Origin of the sequence: Methylopila musalis (assembly GCF_042679725.1) — a bacterium.
Lineage (GTDB): Bacteria > Pseudomonadota > Alphaproteobacteria > Rhizobiales > Methylopilaceae > Methylopila > Methylopila musalis.
The window spans coordinates 1-6301 of record NZ_JBHTMX010000166.1 but is presented as its reverse complement, the minus strand read 5'-3'; the positions used below and the strand labels follow the sequence as shown (position 1 = coordinate 6301).

Annotated in this window: 5 protein-coding genes; 3 read left to right on the top strand and 2 right to left on the bottom strand. The window is 69.1% G+C overall.

The window, feature by feature from the left end:
* Nucleotides 1-30: 30 nt before the first annotated feature.
* Nucleotides 31-1269 carry an MFS transporter gene (locus tag ACFQ4O_RS13910; RefSeq protein ID WP_378776336.1) on the bottom strand — a complete coding sequence of 413 codons (1239 nt, stop codon included), beginning with the start codon at nucleotides 1267-1269 and terminating at the stop codon, nucleotides 31-33.
* Nucleotides 1266-3407, bottom strand: a complete 2142-nt coding sequence (locus ACFQ4O_RS13905; protein ID WP_378776334.1) for a TonB-dependent siderophore receptor — start codon at nucleotides 3405-3407, stop codon at nucleotides 1266-1268. Before ACFQ4O_RS13905 ends, ACFQ4O_RS13910 begins: the two co-directional genes overlap by 4 nt.
* Nucleotides 3408-3818: 411 nt before the next feature.
* Between ACFQ4O_RS13905 and ACFQ4O_RS13900 the strand changes: the two genes are divergently transcribed.
* The 3 genes from ACFQ4O_RS13900 to ACFQ4O_RS13890 form a co-directional block, all read left to right on the top strand.
* On the top strand, nucleotides 3819-4313 hold the full coding sequence (locus tag ACFQ4O_RS13900) for a DUF3016 domain-containing protein (protein WP_378776332.1): 495 nt from the start codon (nucleotides 3819-3821) through the stop codon (nucleotides 4311-4313).
* 142 nt (nucleotides 4314-4455) lie between these two features.
* Nucleotides 4456-5406: a biotin synthase BioB gene (gene bioB, locus ACFQ4O_RS13895; protein ID WP_378776338.1), complete on the top strand. Its 951-nt coding sequence runs from the start codon at nucleotides 4456-4458 to the stop codon at nucleotides 5404-5406.
* Nucleotides 5403-6301, top strand: an 899-nt coding sequence (locus tag ACFQ4O_RS13890; protein WP_378776330.1) for an aminotransferase class I/II-fold pyridoxal phosphate-dependent enzyme, incomplete at its 3' end; no start/stop codon positions are given. The genes bioB and ACFQ4O_RS13890, both read left to right, overlap by 4 nt.

Sequence of the window (6301 nt, the reverse complement as noted above, 5' to 3'; positions counted from 1 at the left end):
CCGGATCGTCCTGATCGGGCGGAGGCGGGTTCAGGCCGCGGCGTCCGCCCGCCGGAACGCGGGCGCGAGCGCGCAGGTCGCCGCGACCGCGACCGCGCCGGTCAGCCCGAAGCACCACGCATAGCCGAGCGCATCACCGAAGGCGCTGGCGCCCAGCCAGCCGACGACGCTCGCAATGGCGTCCGCGCACTGGAACAGGGTGAAGTCCACGCCGGCCTGATCGAGCGAGGCGTAGCCCATCAGCCGGGCGTAGAGGGCGACGAAGCCCACCGCCATCACCACCGCGTTCAGCAAGGCGAGCCCGGTCACGATCCACGGCGCGTGCAGCCCATAGGCGGCCGAGGCGGCGAAGCCCAGCGTGACCGCCGCCTGCAGGCCCATGGAGGAGATAGCCACCGCGCCGCCTCCGAAGCGCCGCACCAGGCCGCCTCCAAGCACCGCGCCCACGACGCCCGCGCTCATGCCGCCGAGCCCGTTGACGACGCCGATCCAGCTCAGGCCGAGGCCCGCGTCCACCAGATAGGGGCCGATCAGCACCATCGCCCATTTCTGGCCGACCACATAGATCGTGACCAGCAGCAGGCCGTAGCGCACCTCGCGGCGGCGCAGCGCGGCGCCGAGATTCGGCCGCTCCGCGTCGGGCGCCCGCGTGGGGCGCGGCCCGTCGCGGCCGAGCACGAACAGGGCGCAGAGCGCGGCCAGCGTCGCCGCCATGGCGAAACAGGCGAAGGCCCAGCCGAGATGGTCCACCAGCACCAGAAACAGCCCCCCGCCGATGGCCGTGCCCGCATAGGCGCCGGCGACCTGCGCGGCGTTGCCCCATCCGCGATGGCGCTCCGACAGCGTCTCCACCGCATAGCCGTCGCAGGCGATGTCCACCGTCGCCGTGGCGAAAGCCGCAAGGGTGAGCAGCGTCATCAGCAGGCCGAGCGCGCCGGGGCCGGCGAGCCCAGCGCCGACCATCATGGCCATCACCACGACGCCGCCCGCCGCCACCACACGCCGCGACCGGTGCGGCCGGCCGGGCGGCAGGCGGTAACGCTCCACCCATGGCGACCAGAGAAACTTGAAAGACCACGGCGCCACCGTAACCAGCAGCATGCCGATCTCGCTCAGCGACGCGCCATCCTGCCGGAGCACCGCCGGCAGGCCCTGGAACGTCACGCCGCCCACCACGCTCTGGGCCATGTAGACGCCGGCGAGCCCGGCGACGACCTCCGCCGGCGAGGCGAGGCGCCGGGACGCCCCAGCCGCCTCCGCCACGCTCACCAGCGGTATTTCAGGCTGGCGATGACCTGCCGACCCTGGTCCCAGTAGCAGTAGTTGGCGGAACAGACCTGTTCGACCTTGTCGAGCAGGTTGGTGGCGTTGACCTGCAGCTTCACGCCCTTCAGCCGCGGCGTGAGGTTTTCAAGCTCGTAGGCGATCTTGGCGTCGACGAAGGCGCGGGCCTTGTTGGCGATGACCGCGCGGTTGTCGTTGTCGCCGAAGTTGCGGCCCGTGTAGCGCAATCCGGCGCCGAAGCTCAGGCCCTTGGCGACGCCGTCCGGCGCGTCGTAGCCGCCCCAGAGCGAGAACGCGTGCTTCGGCGTGCTGGTCAGCTCCTTGCCTTTGATGCTGTCGGGCTTCGCGATCCGGGTGTCGGTGTAGGCGTAGGACGCCAGCAGGCTGACGCCGTTCTCGAACGTCGCCGCGCCCTCGATCTCGAAGCCGCGCGAGCGGAAGTCGAGCTGGGTCTGCTTGTTCTGCGCGTCCACCACCGCATAGACCACGCCGTCGTCCTGTTTGAGATGGAAGACGGACGCGTTGATGGTCGCGTTCACGTCGGGGAACGTGTACTTTACGCCGGCTTCGATCTGCTCGCCGACCGTCGGCTTCGTCACCGTGCCGTCGATGACCGTGCCGGGGTTCGGCACGAAGGACGTGCCGTAGCCCACATAGGGGGTGAGGCCGAAGGCGGTGACGTAGCTCAGGCCGGCGCGGCCGGTGAACTGGCCGTCGTTCTGCTTCTGGGTGTCGTGAACGCCGCCGCTGATCGACTTGTAGGTGCTGTCGAACCAGTCGTAGCGGGCGTTGAGCGTGAGACGCCACGCGTCCCACTTGATCTCGTCCTGCGCGTAAACGCCGATCAGGCTCTGGTCCTGCTTGGAGCGGAACGGATAGGCGTTGGGATCGCCGAAATCCGGGACCGTGATCCCGTCAGGGTCCGAATAGAAGCTCAGGGCGTATTTCGAGGAGTACTTCAGCAGGCTGACGTCCACGCCGGTGAGCAGGGTGTGCGCCACCGGCCCGGTCGCGACATCGGTCTTCAGATAGGTGTCGGCCGCAAACGCGGCGAACTGTTCCTTCACCAGACCGGCGCCGCCGGCTTCGGACACCGCGTCGTACCGGCCGTTGTACTCCTCACGCTGGCTGAGCGCCGAGAAGCGGGCGTTCTGGTGCAGGCTCACGCTGTCGCTGAAGGCGTGCTTGAACTCGTAGCCGATGCGGCCCTGATCCTGCGTGAAGTCGTTGAAGTCGCCGTTGGCGAGCGGCGTGCGGGTGGCGCCGGTGACATTTCCAAGCGCGTCGTAGGAATTGACGAACGCCGCCGAACCGCCGGTCTTGCCGTGCAGGAACTCGCTGAGGACGGTGATCTCGGTGGCGTCGCTCGGGCGGAAGGTCACCGCCGGGGCGATGAAGAAACGGTCGTCCGGCACCCGCGCCATCTCGGTGTTCGCGTCGCGCCCGAGCGCGGTGAGGCGGTAGAGCACCGTCCCCTGCTCGTTCAGCGGTCCGCCGATGTCGAAGCTCGCCTGCTTGCGGTCGAAGGAGCCGGTCTGGACCTCCACCTCCCCGAATTTGTAATCCGTCGGGCGCTTTGAGATCAGGTCGATGACGCCGACCGAGGCGCCGGCGCCATAGAGCGCGGAGGACGGCCCCTTGAGAATGGAGATCGCCTCGACCCCGTACGGCTCCAGCCGGAACAGGCCGCTCGGGCTGCTGAACTGGCGCAGGCCGTCGCGGAACACGCCGGTGTAGGTCACGTCGACGCCGCGGATGAAGAAGCTGTCGAAGCGCGGGTCGAAGCCGAAGGCGCCGGTGCGAACGCCGGGCGTGTAGTTCAGCGCCTCCTGCAGATTCTGGGGATTGCGGTCCGCGATCTGCTTCTGCGTCACCGTGTTGATGGTGGCGGGCGTCTCATTCACCGGGGTGTCGGTCTTGGTCGCGGTGCGCGTGGTCTTGGCCACATAGCCGTCATTGGACACGACGCCGGCCGCGCCGCTCGCGCCGGACGAGCGGGTGGCCCCCTGCCCTTCGACCTGAATCTCCTCAAGCTGGACCGCGCCGCCGGCCTGCTGGGCGGCGGCCGGAAGACCGACCGCCAAGCCGGCTGCGGTCGACAGAACGAGAAGCGATCGCGTCATCGCAAAGAACTCCGGAAAACACCATGTTTCCGGCGGTTAACCGATCGCGCCGCCTCGTTTCAAACGGAATCAACCGCCTTTATATGTTTTAATTCTAAAATAGAATTGGAAAAAATTCAGACAACAAGCATACGAAACGCCTTCTACAGTGGCTTAAGACGCGCTTTTCATTTTGACATGGATGGGGATAATCATTGTCTCTTCGATGACAGACGAGGTTCTGAAACTCCACCGAAGCTAAACATCACGCCGTCGTGATGCCGCTGTGATGAGACGTTCGGCGCACGCGAAGACAGGCCGCGGTCGAGATGATCCAGCGACCAAAGGCGGCGGGGAGCCGACGACAACCACTGTCACGCTTTCGCCACAGCGCGCCGCAAGATGATCCCGCCGTTGCCCGGAGTGTCCGCCATGCGATTTGCGCCCGCGCTGCTCGCCCTCGCGCTGCTGGTCTTCCCGGCCGCAGCGCAGGCCGCCGCCGTCGTCACCTCGGCGCCCGCGAGCGGCTACGACAGCAATGAGTTCCGCAGCCGCGCCGAGCGCGAGGCCACGTTCCGCGAGCTGGAGCGCGACCTGCGGCGCCGGCTCGACCGTCGCCTGCCGCCCGGCCGGGATGTGCGCGTAACGCTGCTGGACGTGCGGCCCGCCGGGCGGTTCGAGCCGTGGCGGAGCGGCTTCGAGGACGTGCGCGTGCTGCGCGACGTGACGCCGCCCCGCGTCACGCTGCGCTACGAGGCGCGGGAGCGCGGCCGGGTGGTGGCCGCCGGCGACGAGACGGTGACGGATCTGAACTATCTGTCCAACCCGTCGTCGCGGCTGTCGTCCGATCGTCTCGCCCATGAGAAGGCGCTGCTCGCCGACTGGGCCGACGCGCGCCTGATCCGGCTGCGGCCGCAGCGGCGCTGAGCACGGCCCCCGCGTCCATTGGCGAAGTTTGCGCTGCAGCGCATTCGGTGTAAGCGGATACCAATTCCGGTGGTTTCTACGGGCGGTGACGATGGCTCTGATCGATCTGGCGCAGGCGGCCGGGCGCGATGCGCCCTTCAGGATGAACTGGACGCGCGCCGAAGCCCGGCGCCTCTATGATCTCCCCTTCGCCGACCTGATGTTCCAGGCGCAGACGGTCCACCGCCGGCACTTCGATCCCAACCGGGTGCAGATGTCGAAGCTGCTGTCGATCAAGACCGGCGGCTGCCCGGAGGATTGCGGCTATTGCAGCCAGTCCGCCCGCATGCCCGGCGAAAAGCTCAAGGCCTCCAAGCTGATGGAGGTGGAGCGCGTGATCGAGGAGGCGCGCAAGGCCAAGGCTGGCGGCGCCACCCGCTACTGCATGGGCGCGGCCTGGCGCAGCCCCAAGGAGCGCGACATGGACATGGTGGTCGCCATGGTCGAGGGCGTGAAGGGCCTCGGCATGGAGACCTGCATGACGCTCGGCATGCTGAGCGTGGACCAAGCCTTCCGCCTGAAGGACGCCGGCCTCGACTACTACAACCACAACCTCGACACCTCCGAGCGGTACTATTCGGAGATCATCACCAGCCGCACCTTCGCCGACCGGCTGGAGACGCTCGACAACGTGCGCATGGCTGGCATGAAGGTCTGCGCCGGCGGCATTCTCGGCATGGGCGAGACGGTGGACGACCGGGTGGACATGCTCTGCACCCTCGCCAACATGGCCGAGGCGCCGGAGAGCGTGCCGATCAACATGCTGATCCCGATCCCCGGCACCAAGCTCGAGAACGCCGATCCGATCGACCCGATCGCCTTCGTGCGCACCATCGCGGTCGCCCGCATCATGATGCCGACGAGCCATGTGCGCCTCTCCGCCGGCCGCACCGAAATGACCGACGAGACCCAGGCGCTGTGCTTCCTCGCCGGCGCCAACTCCATCTTCGTGGGCGACACCCTGCTCACCGCCGACAACCCCGGCGATGACCACGACGGCGCGCTGTTCCGCCGTCTCGGCGTCGAGCCGGAGGAGATGGACGCCGCCGAATGAGCGCGCACCGGCTGGCGCGGTTCGAGGCCACGCTCGCGGGCCTGTCGCGCCGCAGCCAGCGGCGGCGGCTCACGGGCCGCGCCGGCCATGACTTCGCCTCCAACGACTATCTCGGGCTCGCCGCCGCGCCCCGCCTTCAGGCGGCGATCGGCGAGGCTTTGGCGCGCGGCGTGCCCGTGGGCGCGGCCGGCTCGCGGCTGCTGCGCGGCAACGATCCGGAGCACGAGGCGCTGGAGGCGGAGGCCGCCGCCTTCTTCCGCGCCGAGGCCGCGCTCTATTTCGGCGCTGGCTACGCGGCGAACGTCGCTCTGCTGTCCGCCCTGCCCCAGCGCGGCGATCTGGTGGTCTATGACGACCTGATCCACGCCAGCGTGCATGAGGGCCTGCGCCTGACCAAGGCGGAGACCGTGGCCGTCCCCCACAACGACGCCGGCGCGGTCGACGACGCCATCCGCGCATGGCGGGAGCGCGGCGGCCGGGGCGCGCCCTGGATCGCGGCGGAGAGCGTCTACTCCATGGACGGCGACCGCGCCCCGGTCGCGGAGCTGCTGGCGCTCGCGGAGACCCATGACGGCTTTCTGCTGCTGGACGAGGCCCACGCCACCGGCGTGCTCGGAGCGACCGGCCGGGGGCTGGCGGAGGCGTTCGAGGGGCGCGAGGCGCTGATCGCCACCCACACCTGCGGCAAGGCGCTGGGCGCGAGCGGCGCGCTGGTGACGGGTCCGCGGGTGATCGTGGACTACCTCGTGAACCGCGCGAAGCCCTTCATCTACGCCACCGCCCCCTCGCCGCTGGCCGCGAGCGCGGTGCGCGCGGCGCTGCGCATCGTCGAGGACGAGCCCGAGCGCCGGGACGCGCTCCACAGGCGCGTCGCGATCGCGCAGGCGCGTCTCGG

Excerpts from the sequence above, each read along its gene's own strand:
- ACFQ4O_RS13905 (WP_378776334.1), bottom strand. The coding sequence starts at position 3,407 with ATGACGCGATCGCTTCTCGTTCTGTCGACCGCAGCCGGCTTGGCGGTC.
- ACFQ4O_RS13900 (WP_378776332.1), top strand. The coding sequence starts at position 3,819 with ATGCGATTTGCGCCCGCGCTGCTCGCCCTCGCGCTGCTGGTCTTCCCG.
- bioB (WP_378776338.1), top strand. The coding sequence starts at position 4,456 with ATGAACTGGACGCGCGCCGAAGCCCGGCGCCTCTATGATCTCCCCTTC.